The sequence below is a fragment of the Paenibacillus sepulcri genome, from assembly GCF_042647105.1.
GTDB lineage: Bacteria > Bacillota > Bacilli > Paenibacillales > Paenibacillaceae > Paenibacillus_Z > Paenibacillus_Z sepulcri.
The window spans coordinates 3,824,091-3,842,698 of sequence record NZ_JBHRUP010000001.1 but is presented as its reverse complement, the minus strand read 5'-3'; the positions used below and the strand labels follow the sequence as shown (position 1 = coordinate 3,842,698).

Genomic DNA, 18,608 nt, shown 5'->3' with positions numbered 1-18,608 from the left:
TCTCAGTCCTGCTTTCCATAGGAGTCGGTATCGGTATAAAGGGTGCAGTCCGGATGCCTGCGCAGTATGGAAGAAGGGCAATCCGTAGTGACAGGCCCGTTCAAGGTCGCTGCGACAGCAGCCGCCTTCGTCCGGCCCGGCACCATACAGAACAAGTGGGCTCCGGAGAACAGGGCAGGAATCGTCAGAGTAATGGCGTGAGTGGGAACAGCGTCCCGATTGGGGAAGCAGCCGTCGTTGACCTGCTGCTGCCGGCAGATCTCATCCAGCTCGACGCTTTTCACAAATACATCATCCTTAAAGTCGGCAACCGGAGGATCATTGAAGGCAATATGCCCGTTCTCCCCGATGCCCAGACAGACAATATCAATTGGCTGCTGCTGCAGCAATGAAGCATAACGCAGGCATTCCTCCTCTGCGGAGGAGCTGCTGTCGATCAGATGAACCGTGCCGGGATGAACCAAATCGAATAGCCCGTTGCGCAGAAAAGCGCTGAACCGCTCCGGCGCCTCAGGAGATAATCCGATATATTCATCCATATGGAAGGCGGTAACGCGGGACCAGTCCAGGCCGTCGGTCGTGCGGAGCGCTTGCAGGAATTCATTCTGGGAAGGCGCCGCGGCAAAAATCATGCGAATCCCGTCCTGCTTCGCCAGGAGCTCCTTCATCTTGGCCGCTGCCGCTTCAGCGGCCGAGTGTCCCATCGCCATCCGATTCTCATAAACCTCCACCTTCAACAGCTCGACAGTCCGGTTTTTTACAAGCCCTTTAGTTAAGCTCATTCCGATCATCCTCTCTTGTCCGTCAATTTGTCCTACATTAGGACTAATTGCTATTAAAGTATCATGCGCGCATCTGCCCGTCAATCCTTTTTCTCTGCTGGAAGTTCCCTCTCCACGGTCAATCAATGTTTTGATAGAATAGAATGGCAGCTAAAATTTTCCACCGAAGGGAAGGGGATTTATGAACAGCAGGCGCGTTACTTATGACGAAATCAAAGGAAAATTGCAAACGGGGGATTTGCTGCTTTGCCACGGAATCTTTCCCGAAGCGATCCAGGTAGAGGCGGTCGAGGGCTCGCTCTGGTCGCATATTGGCATGGTCGTCAAGCTGCCGGACGTGGAAGAGCTGCTGTTCTGGGAATCCACCACGACACAGACGCTTCCGGATGTGGAGCTGCACCATATCAAGACAGGACCGATGCTGGTGCTGCTGCGGGAGCGCATCGCGACGGATGTCAGCGATCAATACGATGCCCTGTTCGCCTTCCGCCTGCTGGAGGGGGACCGGAACGCGCAAATCCCGGATAAGCTCACGCAGTTTATCAACGAGGTGCACGGAGCGTCGTTCCCTTCGCTCGAACGGATGGCCTTTGAGCTTCTGGAAGGAAAACTCCATATCCAGGCAGGCGCATCCAGCTTTTTCTGCAGCGAGCTGGTGGCTGAAACCTATATGCGCCTGGGCATCATGGACCGTTCTGAGCCGTCCAACAGCTATCAGCCGATCGATTTCTCGAACAGAACCGACCTGCCGCTGAATGCCGGCTATCGGTTAAGCGACGAGCTGCTTCTCCTCAATGATGTCTAAAACCATGCGGCTGCTGACGCTGCTTGCCCTTGTCATTATCGGGTTGGCCGGCTGCAGTATGGCTTCAAGCGGCGGGGAGCCGCATCCGGATTCCCGGGCGGCGGCCGGCACCCTCGACTTGTCGGGGTGGGACTTTCAGCGGGAAGGGGCGGTTTCCCTAGGCGGAGAGTGGGAATTTTATTGGTCGGAGCTGCTGACGCCGGATGATTTTCGGGAGCCCAGGAAGCCCGGACTTACCGGATATTTTACATCACCAGGATATTGGAATCGCGAGGCGGTGAAGGATCTCAGCTTCCCTGCCGGCGGTTATGCGACGCTGCGGCTGCAGGTTCATGTGAAACCGGAAGAAGGCGCCCTGGCGCTTAAGATAAATAATATTTTTACGGCTTACCGGATATGGGTTAACGGCGAGCCTCTTGCGTCTGCAGGGACAGTCGGGACGGATGCGAAGAGCGCGGTTGCCAGACAAATCGTGCAAACGGCGCCGATTCGCCTGTCTTCCGGTCAAGATATGCTGGAAATTGTAATACAGCTGTCGAATTACAGCTACACGAAGAGCGGCTTCCAGAACAATATACAGCTCGGCACTTCGGCACAGATCGAAACGTTATACAGAAAGAATATGGAGGGAACATTTGTCTCGTTCGGAGCCTGCACCATTATGGCGCTTTACCATCTGGTGCTGTTCATTCTGCGAAGGCGTGAGCGTTCCGCCCTGTATCTGGGAATCTTTTCGCTGCTTGTGGCGATCCGTATTCTGTTTGTCAATGACCGGTACATTTACAACTGGCTCCCGGGCCTGAATTGGGAGCTGTTTTGCAAAGTTCCTTATGCTGTATTCTTCTTCGGTCTTGTCATGATCGCCATGTTCGTACAGACGCTTTATCCTCGGTATTTTGCCCGTAGGGCGGTTACGGTTACCCAGGCGGCGGGCGGCGGCGCGACGCTGTTTTGCTTGCTGACCCCGCAGCGGTGGTATGACAAAATATTGATACCGTTCGAGTTATTCACCTGCGCCCTGATCGCATATACCTTATTTGTACTGGTTCGGGCAATGCGGGACCGGCAGGCGGGCACGCTGGTTTTTCTCATCGGGTATGCCGCCTTGGCGGGAACCATTCTGCATGATTTTCTATACATGAGCGAGATGACGCATCTGGGATCGCTGGCTCCTTATGGCTTGCTTGTCTTCATCTCGATGCAGTCGCTCATTCTGGCACGCAGATTTGTCCAGGCGTTCACCGAAGTCGAGCAGATGTCCAGCAGGCTGCTCGCCATGGATAAGCTGAAGGACGAGTTTCTTGCCCATACGTCTCATGAACTGAGAACCCCTCTTCACGGCATGATCGGACTGTCCGAGTCGCTGATCGACGGGGTAGCCGGGGAACTGCCGGATCAGGCTGTCCGCAACCTGCAGCTTGTCGTCGCGAGTGGGCGGCGGCTGACCACTCTGGTGGGAGATGTGCTGGATTATGCCCAATTAAACAACAGAGAGCTGAAATTGCACCGGGCGGAGATCGATTTGCGCAGCGTCGTCGGCACTGTGCTGCAGTTGAACGAACCGCTGCTGCCCGGGAAGAAGGTTAAGCTGGCCAACGAAGTGCCGGAGCAGTTGGCCGTGCTGGCCGACGGGAACAGGCTGCAGCAAATTTTGCATAATCTGATCGGGAATTCGGTCAAATTTACGGAATCCGGCAGCATTACGGTCACCGCTTCGGCTCTTGGGGATGAAGTGGAAATACGGGTGACGGACACGGGAATCGGCATTCCGGATGAATTGCGGGAACGTATGTTTACCGCTTATGAGCAGGGAGAGGGCGCTGCGCACGAAGGCACGGGGCTTGGTCTCTCCGTTACCAAGAAGCTCGTCGAGCTGCATGGGGGAAGAATCGGCGTGGATTCGACGACCGGCGGAGGGGCAAGCATCGTCTTCACGCTGCAAAGGCCGTCCCGGCACCCTCAGCCGCAGCGGACTGAGACTTTCGAGAGCCTGCCGACAGACACCGCCGCCGTTCAAGCAAGCGGCGTAACGCCGCAGGAGTCATGGGAGACAACGGCAGGTGGCAAAAGCGGAAGCCCGGAACGGATCCTGATCCTGGATGACGATCCGGTCAACCTTCAAGTGCTGCGCAATCATTTGACGATGGCAGGCTATACCGTTATCGAGGCGTCAGACCCGATCCAGGCGCTCCATATCATCGAGGGCGGAGACAAGCCGGATCTTGCGGTGCTCGATGTCATGCTTCCCAAAATGACAGGCTTCGAAGTATGCTCGCGCATTCGCAGGCTGTATTCGGCCAACGAGCTGCCGGTCATTTTTTTAACGGCCAAGCCGCTGGACAGCGATTTAATCGAAGGCTTCGACGCCGGCGCCAACGACTATGTGACGAAGCCCGTCGTCAAACGTGAGCTGATGGCGCGAATCCGGCTGCATCTGCAGCTCGCGAAATGGAACCAGACGCTGGAGCAGCGGGTGAAGGAGCGGACCGAGCAGCTCGAGGAGACGCTGGCCTCTCTCCGGCAGGCGAGAAACCGGCTTATCCAGTCGGAGAAGCTTGCTTCGCTTGGCGAGCTCGTGGCGGGCGTTGCGCATGAAATCAACACTCCGGTCGGGATTGGCGTGACGGCATCGTCCCATTTGGTGGAGAGGTCGAAGGAGCTGCTGGACAGCTACAGTCAGGGCGTGCTGCGGCGGAGCGATCTGGAAGCGTATTTTGCCGAGTGCGGGGAGACGGCATCCATTCTGCTGGATAATTTACAGCGCACCGAGAAGCTGATTTCCAGCTTCAAGCAGGTTGCCGTTGATCAGACGTTCGAGCAGCGGCGCTCATTCCGGGTGAAGGCCTATATCGGTGATATTTTGCTGAGCCTTTCGCCAAAATTAAAGCAAAGCCGTCACCGGATCGTCCTGAACGTCGACGACTCGCTGGAGATTGACGGGTACCCGGGCGCTTTATTCCAAATCATCACGAACTTGCTGTTGAATTCGCTGCTGCATGCATACGACGAATCGCAGGAAGGAACGATTGTCATTCGGGCCGAATCCGATGGACAGTCGCTGATCGTCACCTTCTCGGACGACGGCACGGGCATCGAGCCCCGCTTGCTGCCGCGGATCTTCGATCCGTTCGTCACGACCAAACGCGGTCAAGGAGGGACCGGTCTTGGCCTTAGCATCGTGTACAACCTGGTGGTGCAAACCTGGGGAGGTACGATTGTGTGCGACAGCGTCCCGGGCTATGGGACAGCGTTTCAGATGGTGCTGCCATTACAAAGCGTACAGATGGAGGGAGCGGGATGAACGATACGGTTTTAGAGGCTTCCGATATGCTTCTGCTGCCTGATGAAGAGCCGGCGGATCAGGAGGCGGTCCGCTATTGGAAATTTTTGATTGTCGACGATGACCGGGATATTCACAGGGTAACGAAGCTGGTGCTGGAAAGACATATGTTCGAGGGCAGAAAATTGCAGTTTATGAGCGCGTACTCCGCTTCCGAAGCGATCGGATTTCTGGGGGAGCATCCGGATATCGCCGTGGTGCTGCTTGACGTGGTAATGGAGCAGGACGATTCCGGACTGACGCTCGTCAAGGTTTTGCGGGAGGTGCTGGGCAATCAGCTTGTCCGCATCATTCTGCGGACGGGTCAGCCGGGGCAGGCGCCGGAGCATACGGTGATTCGGGCCTACGATATCAGCGATTATAAGGAAAAAACAGAATTGACCAGCACCAAGCTGTTCAGTACGGTGTACACCTCGATCCGCACCTACCAGTTTCTCAGCGGAGTCGTCGCCGACAAGGAGACCCTGGAGGAGAAAGTGCGCGAGCGGACGCGGGAGCTGGAGCTGCGGGCAAGAGAACTGCAGGCATCCATTCGGCAGGCTTACGAGGCGATGATGGAAATCTCGGTGCTGGAGGAACGCAACCGCATCGCCAGAGACATTCACAACGTCGTCGGCCATACGCTAACGGCGGCGGTGGTCCAACTCGAAGCAGGCAAATATCTGATCGAAATCGACGCATTGCGGGCTTCGGAGAAAATGGAGCTGGCGCAGCAGCTCGTCCGCAAAGGCCTGGACGAAATCCGCAGCTCTGTCCATCAACTGGCGGAGCAGCGGGAGACGATCGATCTGCAAAAAGACCTTGAACGGATCGTTCGGGAGACTGAGGCGTACGCGGGCGTTCAAATCAACTGCCGGATCGAGCCGCTGCCACAGCTGACGTTCTATCAAATCAAGCTGATCTGCCACGCGCTGCAGGAAGGGCTGACGAACGGCATCCGCCATGGGAGAAGCACCTGCTTCCATTTCCGGTTGACCTGCGGCGGCAGCCTCATCGATTTTGCTCTCCGCAACAACGGTCTGGATCCTGATGGCTTCCGCTACGGATTCGGCCTCACTGCGCTGCGCAACCAGGTGGAGTTTGTGCATGGCACGTTAGCTTTGCAGGCGGCTGCGGATGAAGGCGCGGAGCTGCGCATCCGGCTGCAGGTACCGGAATCGGGGCAGGGAACATGATACCCTTGCGCATATTGATTGTCGACGATCAGGCGCTGATGAGGGACGGCCTGCAGACGATTCTGGAGCTCCAGCCTGATTTGGAGGTGGTCGGCACGGCGGAGAACGGTCTTCAGGCGCTTGAGACCGCCCGCGCGACGAAGCCGGATGTGGTTTTGCTCGATATCCAGATGCCTGTCATGAACGGAATTGAATGCACGAAGCGGTTGAAGGAAGAATCGCCGGATACCGTGATCCTCCTGCTTTCCACCTTCGCCGATGATCAATATATCCTGGACGGTCTCGGCCACGGAGCCAGCGGTTACCTGCTGAAGGACATGGAGGGCAGGCGCCTGATCGAAGCGATACGCGACGCCGCAGCCGGGCAGCTGATGATGCCTGCCGTTATCGCCGCCAAGCTGGCTGCGAATTTGACCAGGCTTTCGGCGGCCGCGGAGCTTACAAGCGGCTCTCTCCACGCCATTCAGAACGAAATCCGCCTGACCGGGCGCGAGGCGGAAATCGCAAGTCTTATGGCGCAAGGACTGACCAACAAGCAAATTGCCAAAGCGCTGTATATGCACGAGGGCACCATTCGCAATTATGTCAGTGTCATTTACTCGAAGATCGGAGTAAGCGACCGGGCGAAAGCGATGCTTGTGCTGAAACAATTGCAATTATAAATAGCGATAGACACGCCGACCCTTGCGGGTCGGTTTTTTGTTTTTCTTGTCATATGACAAGAATGCCGACATCCGTAACTGTCGGGATGACAATCATTCCCTGTATAACTGAATCAGCAAGACCATCTTACTCCAAAGGAAGAAGGGAGGAGCGTCAATGGGAAAAGGCGTCGATACGACGGTCAACTGCCATTCGCTCGCCGCTGCCATCAAGGAAGCGGGATATGACTTTGTATGCAGGTATTACAACCGGAACAACCCGGGCAAGAATGTGACCCGCAAGGAGGCGGAGGCTTTGTCCGGGGCGGGACTGCATCTCGTTGCGGTATGGGAGAACGGATTTCCCACTTCACCGGGCTATTTCTCGTATGCTGCCGGGAAAAGGGACGGCTGCGATGCCCACCGGTATGCCCGTTCCATCGGTCAGCCTGCGAACACGCCGATTTACTTTACCGTTGATTTCGATGCCTCGCAGGAGGAGCTGTCCGGTGGTGTAAGCCGGTATATGCAGGGGGTCATCGATGCTTTCCGCGAGGAAGCGGCAGCCGGAACGTTGTATGACATCGGCATCTACGGGTCCGGTCTTACCTGCCGGCATATGCGGGATGCTTTCAGCGGCGGCATTGCATACGCCTGGCTGGCCGAGTCAAGGGGCTGGAGCGGTTATGCTTCGTTCAGCGATTGGAATATCAAGCAGCTGGCGGGCGCTATGGTAGCTGGCATACCGGTCGACACGAATATATCTTCGGGCCGCGGCGGCGGCTTCCAGGTGCAGGGAGAGTGACCGGAACGATGGCACAAGTGCGGCTTGCACCCTCGCCGAAGAAGATCGGCTTCACCGGAGCTGCCGGCCTGCTCGCTATTTTATTGCTGCTGCTCATTCTTCCAGGCGTCCTTGCCTATGTGAATCTGGCCAAACCGGAGACCAGATCACTCGTTATCGAACTGGAGCAGCAGCTCTTCGGCAGGGAGCTGACAATGCAGGACGTCTCCTATATCCCCTTGATGAAAACCGAAATAAACCGGATTCTCGCTGTATTCCAGGCCGACCCGCAGCCAGCCGCTGCCCAAGCGGTGCAGAAACAGGCGGCTGACCTAAGCGAGCAGGCAAGCCGCGGCCAGGGTGCCTTGTGGATCGGATCGATTGCGCTCATATCCAGTTTTTTTCTGATCGTCAGCCTGCATATTACGGGCAGGCCGCTGGGCCTGCTCGTGAATGAACGCAATTTAATCAGCTTGTCGAGATTTCAGACGCTGCTTTGGACGATCATGCTGCTGTCCGCTTATTACTCCGCAGCATCGCTGCGCATTTACGGTCTGCAGGATATCGGGAATGCCCTCAATATCGCGATGGATTGGCATTTATGGGCGCTTATGGGCATCAGCTTCACTTCTTTGGTCGCAACGCCGCTCATTCATACGACCAAGCAGGCCAAAACGATTTCCCCCGACGAGGCCGATAAGCTTCAGCCCGCGGACGTCGAAGGAAGCGACGGCATCTTGTACGCCAATGCGAACTTTTCCGATGCGTCATGGACCGATATGTTCAAGGGCGAAGAAGTGAAGAACGTGAATATTGTCGACATGGCGAAGCTGCAGATGTTTTTCTTCACGATCATTGCCGCGGCCAGCTATGCTGCGCTGCTGCTGCAGCTGTTCAACAGCCGGGCTCCCGGCGGCCTCACGGAATTTCCGGCCGTCAGCGAAGGCTTGCTGGCACTGCTGGGCATTAGTCACGCCGGATATTTGACCAGCAAAACGATTGACCGGACGAAGAGCACACCCTAACTTTTGCAAAGGAGAGATTGAATATGAACGACAGTAAAAATCTGCTTACGGACTTCGATTTGTGCCTGGCGATTTCCCAGAAGGCGATCAACAGCCAAATGGCTTATGCGTGGAAGGCGTGGAAGCGGCGGAAGCAATTTAGCGACACGCTGGACATTTATCCGAAGAAGAATGACGGCACTCCATCCAGATTCGGCTTGACGGCCGAAATCGCTCCGCTCGAGGTGAGCCTGAATGTAGAGGACGGGAAGCTCGGCCAGGTGAAGGTGACTTTAACGTTGAAATCGGGCAATGTCCATTACTATGACGAGGACGAGGAGCAGGCTGCGGATCAAGCGATTTCCAACTGGAGCTTATCGTTCATTACGGATTTGGACAAAAAGCCGGTCGATCTCGAGACGATCGCCTCGATTGATCCGGCCGCGTACGAAACGGTCCAGAAAACGATCGATGCCAGCGGGCTGCCGGATGATGTATTTTCCATCGAATATTTATTTATGAAGCTGACGGAAGTCGATCTGCTCTTGTCGGACAACAAGAACGTCTCCATACCGGCCGCTGTCTCCCAATATGCCCGCACCAGAACACTGAGCTGTCTCAACAATCTGCTTCAAGGCGAAATGGGCGAATTTATGCTCGGTACCGTCGTGCGGCGCAACACCAAGCATCAGACCCCGACGTTTGCGATGACGGACTTCGTGTTTGACGTTCATGCCAATTGGAAGGCGGCTGACGCTGCGGCGCTCAGTTATCTCGGGATGTTCTCGGGACGGAATTTGCCGGATGATCGTAATGCGGCGCGGATCAAGCTTTCGGATGACTGGATCAATCCGGCGATGATCGACGGTACGCAGGGACTCGTATCCGGCATCATGGCGATACGCAAGGAAGTGCTGCTGGACAATTATCTGATGCCGCAATTTATGAAGGAGCTTGGCGCAAGTCCCGTTGTCGACGGCTTGAAGCGGCGCTTTGTCTTCCAGGATTCCAGCAGCCATACGAGCCGGGATCTCGTTGACCGGAAGGTGGAGCAGTCCCGCAGCTATTGGCTCGAAATCGCAATCGCCCCGGGGACGAACCGTTTGGATATCTCGGGCAGTATCGAAGGATCGTTCTCGTATACGGAGCATACGCTGGGTCCTCTAGGCACGGAAACGGCCCGATTGGAAGCAGCGGGAAATCAGCCTGTCAGCGGGTCCGTTACGCTGACGACTCCGGGAGGAACATCCGATTTCTCCGTGAATTCGCAGCTGAATTACAGCATCGGCGATTTCAAGCAGACCAAAGACGATGCCAGCGGCTTCGGCGTCGTGGAGAACGGCGTATCCTGGATCCCGAAGCTGCTTGGCATCAGCAAAGGAACGATGCTGGAGATGCTGGGCGGAATCGTCGCCGATAAAGTGAGCGTGCTGCATACCGCGCTGCAAAATGCTCTGGGCCATGTGGAAGTCGACATGTCGCAAAGCCACTTCATCCCACCGGGCGGCGGCGTGTTCGCGTTCCAGAATCTTCGTTTTTCCAGCCAAACCGGCGATCTGCTGCTGGACGTCATTTATAAAGCGCCATGAACCGATTGATAATCTTGAACAGGAAGGGAGTCTCGCAATGAACAAACCGCGAGTGGTACGATTATCCGCTAATGATGTGAGTGGGAATTCCATACAGTTTACCGTTTCGAACGATATTATCGATCATATGGAGGCGGCCCGCACGTTTGGCCGCGAGGACTTGGCAGAACCGGCTGCACATGGGAGATTTCAACGGCGTGTTATTGCGCTGCCCGACCGCAAATCCGGCGTCGTAACGCCGATGGTGCTGACGATCGGCAATCAGAACGGGCTTTATCTTGTGCGTCAAGACCATAAGGCGGACAGCGGATGGAGCTTGGCCGATCTTGGCGCGTCGCTTGCTTCCGCTGTGGGAGGGGCGCCGCAGGTGCGGGCCGTCGGCGCCGGCTGGACCGATGACGACCGCATCACGATCGCCGTAGCGGTCGATGCGGGTCCCGGCCAGACGCAAAGCCGCATATTCGCGGCCTATAACTTATCCAGCGCAAGCAGCGACTGGGAGCAGATCGCCTGGTCGGACTGCGGGACAAGGGAAAATGTCCGCGTTGAAGGGATTCGGGTATTGGATGAAGGCGACAGTTTGTGGACGGTCGTGCTGGCAGGCAGCAGGGGGCCAAGCGAGGCCGTATATCTGCTGCGCAGTGACAGAGCAGCATCATTCGCAGGCGCGCTCGTCTTTAATCCCGCCGTTACGCTGGAAGAAGTTCTTGATTTCGAGGCCGGCGTTCATCCGACATACGGAGGAGGGCTGCATGTGCTGGGCATTGGCAGCGGCGACCACGTGCTGGCCTTCCGGCCGTTCCCCGAATACGACGGCGCGGGCAAGCCTGCAACCATACCTCCCGTCGTGGGTTTGCCCTGCCCGGCTGGAGCTAATGTCCTGGAGACGGGCGTTATGACGGAGAACGGCACAAATTTATATATTGGCGGACAGGGCCTGCACCTGATCCCTGCTGCGGAGCTGGATAATGCCGAGGACGCCCGGGTCAGCCAGATTGCCGCTCCGGATACGGCGGCGAATGTACAGGATGTGATCGTCGGCGAGGCAGCGGACGGGAGTGTCTCCCTGTGGGCGCTGCTGCAAAATGGCGATTTGAATGTCGTCAAGCGTCCGAATGCGGACACGGATTGGGAACCGCCCTTACGGCTGCGGAGCGGGGTGCAGGAAATGGCGCCGGTCCCGGGAGACCGGCATACGACGGCATCGGTTCTGGCGGTATATACCGATGCCCATGCGGGATACATCTGGCAGGATAACAGAACCGGCGTCTGGCAGGAAAGCCCCCTGCATGTATCCGATCCGGACCAGGTGATGCAGGTAACGTGCTACGGAACCTCGCTTCGCGTCCTGGATGACGCAGGTGCGCCGAAGCGGGCGGTTAAAATCTCGGTGACGGCATCCGTGTTGTCCAGCGTTTCGCTCAATGGGGACGCCGTGTTGATCGGCCCTGGCGCGGCTGTCGATACGTTCACCGATTTGAACGGCGGCATCAGCCTGTTCAACCGGGTGAAATCGCTGACTCCGGCTGTCTACCGTTTCTCTGTTGACGGCGTCGACGGTCACATCGACGTCAATCCGGCTTCCGGGGTGTTCGACCGGTTCAAATCGATGACGGCGGATGAGCTTCGCGCCGCGACGGTGAGGACGCCAAGCGGCGACACGCCGCTGCTGCCGGACAACTTCCGGACCGGCCCGGACCAGGGGCAGGTGGATGCGGTAGCCGCCTCGCTCAATCAGGCGGCCGGACTCGCCCTCTCCTCGAACGGAGCCGCTCCGGATGTGCGGACAGCTCCGGCAGGCGCCCCATTCAGCTCTGTGCTGCGGGCAGATGCATTGCCCGATGCGTACCGCTGGGGCATTCAATCGGATGCGCAGGGCGTGCGCGTTATCCACGACGACGCCATTTCGAAGCTGATCGGGGCCGCGGAAAGCGCGGAGCATTTCTTCGTCAATCTTGGCCATACGATTGCCGATTTCTTCGAGGGGATCGGGGAGAAAATGAAGGAGGGCTTGACCTTCGTGCTTCATAAGGCGGAAGGCGCGTTCCAATTCATATGCGCCATCGGCGACAAGATTAAGAAATTCGTGCTCACAACGCTCGAGGAAGCGGGTGCTTTCTTCAAATGGCTATGGGCGCAGGTGAAGACGGGACTTGAGAAGCTGTGGGATTACTTGAAGTTTCTGCTCGAGTGGGAAGATATCGTGCTGGTCCGCAGAGCAATGGTGGAGGCAGCGGATGAAGCGTTGACATCCCTGAAACAATCCGTCGGCCGTATGAAGACTGCAGCGGCGGGCGGTTTCGACAAAGCCATTGCGCAAATCGGACAATGGCGGGCGGCGGGCGGCGCCGTTCCGGCGAAGCCGAGCCGACCCGGTCCGGGACAAAGCATTATCGACGATATCGGCAAAGCGGCCGCTCCGATTCAGAAGCTGCTGGATGAAGTGAGCGGCAACAGCGTGGTCGGATGGGTCACGCAGAAAATCGGTAAGCTCGCCGATGATATCGTCCATGTGGAAGGTCCGGACGTGACGGCCGAGGCGATGGCGGCGGCGGAGCAGTTCGTGGAGGGGCTCCTGGGCGATGAGATGAACGATCTGCTGACCATGTGGGATAAGCTGCAGACGGACATCGGCCGCCTGTTCGACGGTGCGATGCCGAAGCCGGGAGAGCTCAATTTCGGAACAGTTAAAGAGGTGCTTGTTGCAGTGGGAACGGATGTGCTCGAGGGCGTACTGGCGGGCTTGCGCGATTTTGTTCTGCGGACCCTCGACTTGATGCAGAATTTGATCGGAGTCGCCCGCGACGCGCTGTTCGCGAAAGTGAGCTTTCCGTTTATCGAGAAGCTGGTGGAGTTCGTCGCGCCGGGCGCCCATATCGACACCTCGTTCCGGATGATTGACGGCGTGATGATGCTTTGCGCCATTCCGGCCACCATAGCCTACAAGCTCATGCTGGGAGAGGCGCCTTTCAAGAAAGGCGATGTCATTCCGCTTTCGTTCGGGAATGTAACCGTTCAGTCGGGGGTTGACGGGCTGCGCAAATTTTCGTGGGCGGGTGGACTTGTAGGCTCATTCATGAGCATGATTCTTACGGGATATCAGTTATACGTGCAGGGCAATGTTGTAAGCGAAGGAGGCAGTTCGAAGCCGGCTGAAGCTTGGCAGCTGTGGCTTGGCGCAGGATTGGGCGTGCTGGGTCTGGCAACGGAAGCGTTGGGCATGCATGTGAACAAAGGCGAGGAGGTTGAGGCCATGGAATGGACGATGCTGGCTATTACGGGCATCCTGTCGGTCAAGACGGTTGCGCTCCTCGTTGCGGGAAATAAGAAAGAGGCTCCTGATCGCAAAAAGCTGCAAAAAGTCGGCTCCGGCATCGAGGTCGTCGGCAAAGTCATCCACTTCATAATGCGCACGGCCGTGTTCGGAAAGGTTATCGATGATGACAGCAAATCAAGCTCATCTTCCGCGGGCGATGAGAAGTCGACGGAATCGCTGGCATGGATCCAAAGCTTGTTCGATCACCTGGGAGCGGCGCTCGTATCGTCCGCCAATCTGGACGACGACGAAGAAACGAAGGCGATCCTGCTCGCAGCGGGCGAGGGCGGCAAGGGCCTCTCATTCGTGCTTAATCTGATCCGCGTGCCGATTACAGCCCAGAAGCAGCAGCTCCTGACCAATTAATCCAGGAACAGCTCGCCCGGATCGATAACAGGCCAGAGAAGGCCGTTCTCGTCGGCGGCTTCCCGGCCGAAGCGGAGCAGCCGCCCGACCAGCGCATCGACCGAAGCATCCGGATCGGCTTGCCGCAATGCGGCAAAGCATCCGGAGACAACCGCGGCGGCGCCGCTTGTCTCTCCCGGATCTCCGGGCCAGGTAAACAAGGTTGTGCTGCAGCCTGTATGAAGACTTTGATGAAGGCGCTGGCTCGTGTTTGCGAGCCGGACGCCTTCTTCCCCGTTGTCGAGCGCGCCTGCACTGACAGTTTCACGGAGAATGGCAGGCCACGCCATGCCGTGAAGGCTGCGGCCGCGGTGCTCCGGGTACCAGTTGCCTGCGGCGGTTACCGTAGGGATGCCCGCTTCGCGCAAAGCGGCAACCTGCCGCTGCAGCGTCGATCCGCGCAGCGGCTCATCCGAGGTGCGGTGACTCGAATCGGCGAAGGCGGCGCAGACGACGCCGATGCCGAGCTCTTCCCTGTGCTCTATGATCCACGCCAGGGCCGATTCAATCATGGCCGTATCGCGTAATACGCCGCGCCGGTTCATCAATTTCACCGGCAGAAGCCGGGAGCCAGGGGCAATCCGGGCAATCGTCGCCGCTACGGCGGTACCGTGTCCGGCATAATCGCGGGTGTCCCCGCCGTCGCCGTCGCCGCTGAGGTTGACTCCGGGCAGCATGGCGGTACCATGCTGCAGCCGATCCGGATCAATCCCGGAATCGATGACGGCAACGACGACTCCCGTAGTGGAGGAGAACGGATTTTCTGCAGCTCCGCTGGTCAACATGGCAAGCGACCTTCTTTCCAATTAAAAAATAGTGAAGCACCTGAACAACTTGACCCGTTTACTCCTTCTCGAAATCCAGCACGACCGCATATGCGGCGCCAATGCTTGCAGAGAACTCATTACGGATGAACTGCAGGCTCGTCTTTGCGAGCGGAATTCGCAGCGCTCTTCGCTGCATGGTCTGCTGGACCGCCAGCTTGAAGGGGGCGAGTGTGGCAAAAGGACTGTCGATGATGATGTTCTGCGGGTTCATCAGATTCACGATTTGGGCCAGCGCGAAGCCGATATGTTCACCGGATGCACGCAGCAGATTCAGGACGCATGCTTCATGCTGAAGTCTGGTCACCAGTGACAGCAGACTTTCTTCCGGGTTCGCCGAGGGGCAGCTGGCGCGCAGCTGCTCTCTCACCGCAGGCATGCTGACGAGCGTCTCCAGGCATCCCCGCTGTCCGCAGGCACACAGGGGTCCGTCCATCTGCACGCACAGATGACCGATTTCACCCGCAGTGAAGCTTGCGCCATCATAGACGCGGCCGTCAATAATCTGGGCTCCTCCTACTCCTTCATCCACCCGCAGATAGAAGAGATTGCCGGAGCCTCCCGGGGGCAAGGGGACAGCAGACGAAGCCGCCAGCGCAGACGCTTTGACATTGTTCATGACGATGGTTTTCACCGGGAGGCCCTCATCCAGCCGCTCCTTGAGAGGGACGTCCCGCCAGTCCAGATGGGACGAGAAGTGCACAAGGCCCAAGTGGGGATCGACCAGCGCAGGTATCGCCGCACCGATGCCGAGTGTCTGAGGGTATTTGTCGAGAAGCCCGCCGCACAAGCGGATCAGCTGCCCGATAAAAGGGTCCGCCTGCATCGATGGGATCGTCCATTCACCGCTCTCCAGAATGGTGGAGCGGTAGTCGGTGACGACAAACTGGCAGCTTGAATGGCCAATGGAAATTCCGATTGCGGTATGAAAAGCCGGAATCAGCTGCAGCTGAATTCTTGGCCGCCCTGCGCCGCTTTGCTCGTCCAGTCCTTTTTCCTCGACGATCCCCTGCTTGATGAAGCTGTCGATTATGAGCGAAATGGTGTTTTTGCTTAAGCCGAGCAGCTTGGACAGCTCCTGCCGGGAGTGATGTTCCCCGGTGCGAAGCAGCGCCAGGGTGCGTTTTTCATTGCGCTGCCGTAATAATGCGGTTCCTTTGCTCATTGATCCTGCCGTCCTCCAAATAAAATTGAAATCCCGTTGTTCAGTTCAGTTTAGTATATGCTGTTCATGAAGCCGGCAGCAAGTCGCATGAATGGGCCGTTATGCCTTCCCCTTGCAATTTCTCTTCGGATGCATATAATAAACAAATAACAGCTTACAAGCGATGAACGGGACAGTACTTTGCAACGCGCTGCAAGCAGCGAGCCGGGGCGGTGAAAGCCGGTGCAGCGAGGCATGGGAAGCGGGCCCGGGAGTTGATTGTCCGAATGCGCCTGCCGCTGTAGGATAATCCGGTCACCCCGTTACCGTGTTCAAGCGGCCCCGCTAATGAGGAGAGGCAGCCGGCCAATCGGCCGGCCCCTTCTATTCAAGGCGGGAGCCAGAAGAGTGGTACCACGGACCAGACCTCCGTCTCTTTACAGAGACGGGGGTTTTTGTGTTTTTTCAACATAAGCGTCCGTTAAAAATCGAAGGAGGAGAATAAGATGAATCTTTTGCTGAAATGGGTGGCAGAGCGCCTGCAGCCTCATACCGGGCTTTCGCAGGCGGAGATTGCCGCTGTGTTGGAGCTTCCCCCGAATCCGGCGCTTGGTGATGTGGCGTTCCCCTGCTACCTGCTGTCCCGCCAATGGAAGCGTCCGCCTGCAGCCATCGCCGGGGAGCTTGCGCCGCTTGTCCAGGACCCGTCTGCCGGTGTGCTCGCAGAAGCCAAAGGTCCCTATTTGAATCTGTTTTTTGAACCTGCCCGCTTTGCTCCAGAGCTGTTTGAGACCATACTGGACGGGGATTTTGCCAAGTCTTCGGAAGGAGAGGGGCAGCGGGTCGTCATTGACCTGTCCTCGCCCAATATCGCCAAGCCGTTTGGAGTGGCGCATCTGCGCTCTACGATGATCGGCCATGCACTCGCCAATCTCTACCGTTTGTCGGGGTATAAGGTGATGACGGTCAACCATATCGGGGATTGGGGAACGCAGTTCGGCAAGCTGATGGAGGCTTACACGCGCTGGGGCGACGAAGCGGCGCTTCAACGGGAGCCGATCCGCGAGAGCCTGCGTCTCTATGTGCTTTTTCATGAGGAGGCCGAGAGGGATCATTCGCTCGAGGATGCGGCGCGCCTCTGGTTCTGGAAGCTTGAGAACGGGGATGCGGAAGCAAAGCGGTTGTGGACGTTTTTTGTATCGTTCAGCATGAAGGAATTCGACCGGATGTATGCGCGTCTTGGAGTTGCCTTTGACCATACGCTGGGAGAGAGCTTCTATAATGATAAAATGGCGGCGGTTGTGAGTCAGCTCACTGAACAGGGGCTTCTTGAGGAGAGCGACGGCGCTCAGGTGGTGCGGCTGGATGAAGAGGGTATGCCGCCCTGCCTCATTTTGAAATCCGACGGCTCGACGATTTACCCGACGCGCGATTTGGCCACCGCACTGTACCGGAAGCGTGAGATGGGAGCCGACCGCCTTCTTTATGTGGTTGGTTCAGAACAGAAGCTTCACTTCCAGCAGGTGTTTGCCGTTCTGCAGCGGATGGGAATGGACGGCGTGGATCGCTGCGAGCATGTCGCCTTCGGATTAATGAAGTTCGAAGGCCGCAAGATGTCCACACGCAAAGGGCAGGTGGTCTTTCTTGACACGGTGCTCGATGAAGCGGTCGCCAAAGCGGAAGCGCTCATCGCCGAGAAGAATCCGGAGCTTGCCGGCAGGCGGGAGATTGCCGAGGCTGTCGGCATCGGCGCCATTATCTTCGGCGATTTGAAGCACGGTAGGCAGCTGGAAGTGAATTTCTCGCTGGACGAAGCGCTTCGCTTTGAGGGGGAGACGGGGCCTTATTTGCAATATACCGCTGCAAGGGCGTATAAGCTGCTGGACAAAGGCGGCTTGACTATCGATGAAGCGATGCAGGCAGTTAGGGATGGCGCTCTGCAAAAAGAGGGAAGCTTCTTATCCCTTCCCGCCGCATGGACCTGTCTCAAAACCTTAACCGCCTATCCGGTTGCCATCCGCGAGACGGTCAAGGCGAATGAGCCTTCCATCTTGGCCAGATATTTGCTCGACGCTGCCAAGGACTTCAACCGATTCTATCATCAGGAACGGATTCTATCGGAAACGCCGGAAGCGACACGGGCGAAGCTTGTGCTTGTGGCTGCCTGCGCCAAGGTCATCCGCAGCGGGCTGACTGTGCTGGGTCTCCAGTCGCCCCGCCAGATTTAGCCGCTGCTTCCGGCGGCATTGAAATCCTTGTTGCTCCTGTATATAGTAGGTATCATAAGAAGCAGGACAGGAGACTAACGACGATGACAGGCAGAGCGAAAGTGCGAATCAAACTAACGAGCGAGCTCGACGGAGAACAGCAAAAGCATGCTTTCATCGGCGAATGGTTCCGCAAAGACCGCACCGTCTATGTCCGTTACGACGAATCCGATGAGAATGGCCAGGTGCGGACGGTCGTTCGCTGGCGCGAAGGCGAGCTCAGCGTCAAGCGTCACGGGGATGTGGAATCGGACCAGTCCTTTGCGGCCGGAGCGCGCCGCTTGGGGCATTACGCCTCGACGCATATCCGTTTCCAGCTGGAGACGGATACTACGCTGCTGTGGATGCAGTGCGGAGATATGGCCCAGGCGGAGCCTGCGGATGAACCGCTGGCGCCGACGCTGCCGATGCTGCTGGAATGGCATTACAGACTGTGGGTAGACGAGCAGCCGTCCGGGTTGTTTGTCATCCGGCTGCGTGCGGAAGAGCTGGAAGACGGGCATGCTTCCCTCCTGACGGAAGAATAGAAGTT

13 protein-coding genes and 1 other annotated feature are annotated in these 18,608 nt (G+C 57.4%); of the genes, 10 read left to right on the top strand and 3 right to left on the bottom strand.

The annotated features are described in order from the left end of the window. Positions 1-2 precede the first annotated feature (2 nt). Positions 3-782, bottom strand: a complete 780-nt coding sequence (locus ACFOLF_RS16910) for a glucosamine-6-phosphate deaminase (RefSeq protein ID WP_210046170.1) — start codon at positions 780-782, stop codon at positions 3-5. A gap of 181 nt (positions 783-963) precedes the next feature. Between ACFOLF_RS16910 and ACFOLF_RS16905 the strand changes: the two genes are divergently transcribed. The 8 genes from ACFOLF_RS16905 (at position 964) to ACFOLF_RS16870 (ending at position 13,802) form a co-directional block, all read left to right on the top strand. Beyond that, positions 964-1,587, top strand: a complete 624-nt coding sequence (locus tag ACFOLF_RS16905) for a hypothetical protein (RefSeq protein ID WP_210046169.1) — start codon at positions 964-966, stop codon at positions 1,585-1,587. Then, positions 1,577-4,888 carry an ATP-binding protein gene (locus ACFOLF_RS16900; protein WP_210046168.1) on the top strand — a complete coding sequence of 1,104 codons (3,312 nt, stop codon included), beginning with the start codon at positions 1,577-1,579 and terminating at the stop codon, positions 4,886-4,888. Before ACFOLF_RS16905 ends, ACFOLF_RS16900 begins: the two co-directional genes overlap by 11 nt. Next, on the top strand, positions 4,885-6,102 hold the full coding sequence (locus ACFOLF_RS16895) for an ATP-binding response regulator (protein ID WP_210046167.1): 1,218 nt from the start codon (positions 4,885-4,887) through the stop codon (positions 6,100-6,102). Before ACFOLF_RS16900 ends, ACFOLF_RS16895 begins: the two co-directional genes overlap by 4 nt. Then, complete coding sequence (locus tag ACFOLF_RS16890; protein ID WP_210046166.1) at positions 6,099-6,764, top strand: response regulator; 666 nt, start codon at positions 6,099-6,101, stop codon at positions 6,762-6,764. Before ACFOLF_RS16895 ends, ACFOLF_RS16890 begins: the two co-directional genes overlap by 4 nt. A gap of 157 nt (positions 6,765-6,921) precedes the next feature. After that, positions 6,922-7,548, top strand: coding sequence for a glycoside hydrolase domain-containing protein (locus ACFOLF_RS16885; RefSeq protein WP_210046165.1), 627 nt, complete (start codon positions 6,922-6,924; stop codon positions 7,546-7,548). 8 nt (positions 7,549-7,556) lie between these two features. Next, the gene (locus ACFOLF_RS16880) at positions 7,557-8,552 is read left to right on the top strand and encodes a hypothetical protein (RefSeq protein WP_210046164.1); all 996 of its coding nucleotides are present in this window, start codon (positions 7,557-7,559) and stop codon (positions 8,550-8,552) included. A 23-nt stretch (positions 8,553-8,575) separates the two neighbouring features. Then, a complete protein-coding gene (locus ACFOLF_RS16875) occupies positions 8,576-10,120 on the top strand; it encodes a hypothetical protein (RefSeq protein ID WP_210046163.1) in 1,545 nt (514 codons plus the stop codon). A gap of 37 nt (positions 10,121-10,157) precedes the next feature. Continuing rightward, a complete protein-coding gene (locus ACFOLF_RS16870; protein ID WP_210046162.1) occupies positions 10,158-13,802 on the top strand; it encodes a hypothetical protein in 3,645 nt (1,214 codons plus the stop codon). On the opposite strand, the gene ACFOLF_RS16865 is transcribed toward ACFOLF_RS16870, so the two are convergent. Both ACFOLF_RS16865 and ACFOLF_RS16860 read right to left on the bottom strand, forming a co-directional pair. After that, positions 13,799-14,626: a S8 family serine peptidase gene (locus ACFOLF_RS16865; protein ID WP_210046161.1), complete on the bottom strand. Its 828-nt coding sequence runs from the start codon at positions 14,624-14,626 to the stop codon at positions 13,799-13,801. The two genes, ACFOLF_RS16870 and ACFOLF_RS16865, sit on opposite strands and share 4 nt — an antisense overlap. 58 nt (positions 14,627-14,684) lie before the next feature. After that, entirely contained in the window at positions 14,685-15,830 is a 1,146-nt protein-coding gene (locus ACFOLF_RS16860) for an ROK family protein (protein ID WP_210046160.1), read from the bottom strand. A gap of 154 nt (positions 15,831-15,984) precedes the next feature. After that, positions 15,985-16,249, top strand: a binding site (T-box leader). Between the two features lie 66 nt (positions 16,250-16,315). Between ACFOLF_RS16860 and argS the strand changes: the two genes are divergently transcribed. Together argS and ACFOLF_RS16850 are read left to right on the top strand one after the other, a co-directional pair. Continuing rightward, complete coding sequence (gene argS / locus ACFOLF_RS16855) at positions 16,316-18,037, top strand: arginine--tRNA ligase (protein WP_210046159.1); 1,722 nt, start codon at positions 16,316-16,318, stop codon at positions 18,035-18,037. A gap of 83 nt (positions 18,038-18,120) precedes the next feature. Further along, on the top strand, positions 18,121-18,603 hold the full coding sequence (locus tag ACFOLF_RS16850) for a DUF1934 domain-containing protein (protein WP_210046158.1): 483 nt from the start codon (positions 18,121-18,123) through the stop codon (positions 18,601-18,603). Positions 18,604-18,608: the final 5 nt, after the last annotated feature.